General features: G+C 39.2%; 1 protein-coding gene. It reads right to left on the bottom strand.

Annotated elements, in window-relative coordinates:
- Positions 1-49 precede the first annotated feature (49 nt).
- A partial coding sequence (locus RM539_RS19970; RefSeq protein ID WP_311505178.1) for a glucuronate isomerase occupies positions 50-400 on the bottom strand: 351 nt, incomplete at its 5' end.

Genomic DNA, 400 nt, shown 5'->3' with positions numbered 1-400 from the left:
ACCTCTCCAAAAGTAACGGTCTTTCCTTTAATGTCTTTTTGATGCTGCATTAGAAGCTGAAGTATTCTTTTGCGTTACGATAACTAATATCTGCTATGGTTTTTCCAACCAGCTCCATATCATTTGGCAATTCACCGCTCTCTATTTCTTTTCCGAAAAGATTACATAGCACTCTTCTGAAATATTCATGTCTTGGAAAAGACAAAAAGCTCCTGGAATCGGTAAGCATTCCAATAAAACAACTAATAAGCCCCATATTGGACAAGGCATTCATTTGCCTTTCCATTCCGTCTTTCTGGTCTAAAAACCACCAGCCGGAACCAAGTTGTACTTTCCCCTTTACACTCCCATCATTAAAATTCCCGATCATGGTCGCGAAAATCTCATTATCGGAAGGGTT

The organism is Autumnicola musiva, assembly GCF_031846585.1.
Classification (GTDB): domain Bacteria; phylum Bacteroidota; class Bacteroidia; order Flavobacteriales; family Flavobacteriaceae; genus Autumnicola; species Autumnicola musiva.
Note: the sequence above shows the minus strand (reverse complement) of the source record. Positions and strands in the feature narration are given on the sequence as shown.